The sequence below is a fragment of the Paraburkholderia sp. SIMBA_030 genome, from assembly GCF_046535245.1.
Classification (GTDB): Bacteria; Pseudomonadota; Gammaproteobacteria; order Burkholderiales; family Burkholderiaceae; genus Paraburkholderia.
The window spans coordinates 1-236 of sequence record NZ_JAWRXB010001646.1 but is presented as its reverse complement, the minus strand read 5'-3'; the positions used below and the strand labels follow the sequence as shown (position 1 = coordinate 236).

The 236-nt window shown below is 31.4% G+C and carries 1 protein-coding gene; it reads right to left on the bottom strand.

What is annotated here, in order from left to right; genetic code table 11:
- Nucleotides 1-236 (bottom strand): condensation domain-containing protein (locus tag SB772_RS45595; RefSeq protein WP_410839228.1); only part of this gene is annotated, 236 nt, incomplete at both ends.

Genomic DNA, 236 nt, shown 5'->3' with positions numbered 1-236 from the left:
CTTAGTTCCTTTTAATTTATGTGAGTAGATAGTGAATAGTTCATCTAATATGATTCCTATACACCAGCCGTCGAGTAATATATGATGAAAGCTCCATACCAATTTATAAAAGGATTCCTCTGTTTTTATCAAACAAACCCTCATTAGTGTGTCTTTTGTTATATCAAAACCCTTTGATCTATCTTCTTTCAAGTAATTCTCTATATAAGGCTGTTTGTCATTTAAATCAACAGCAC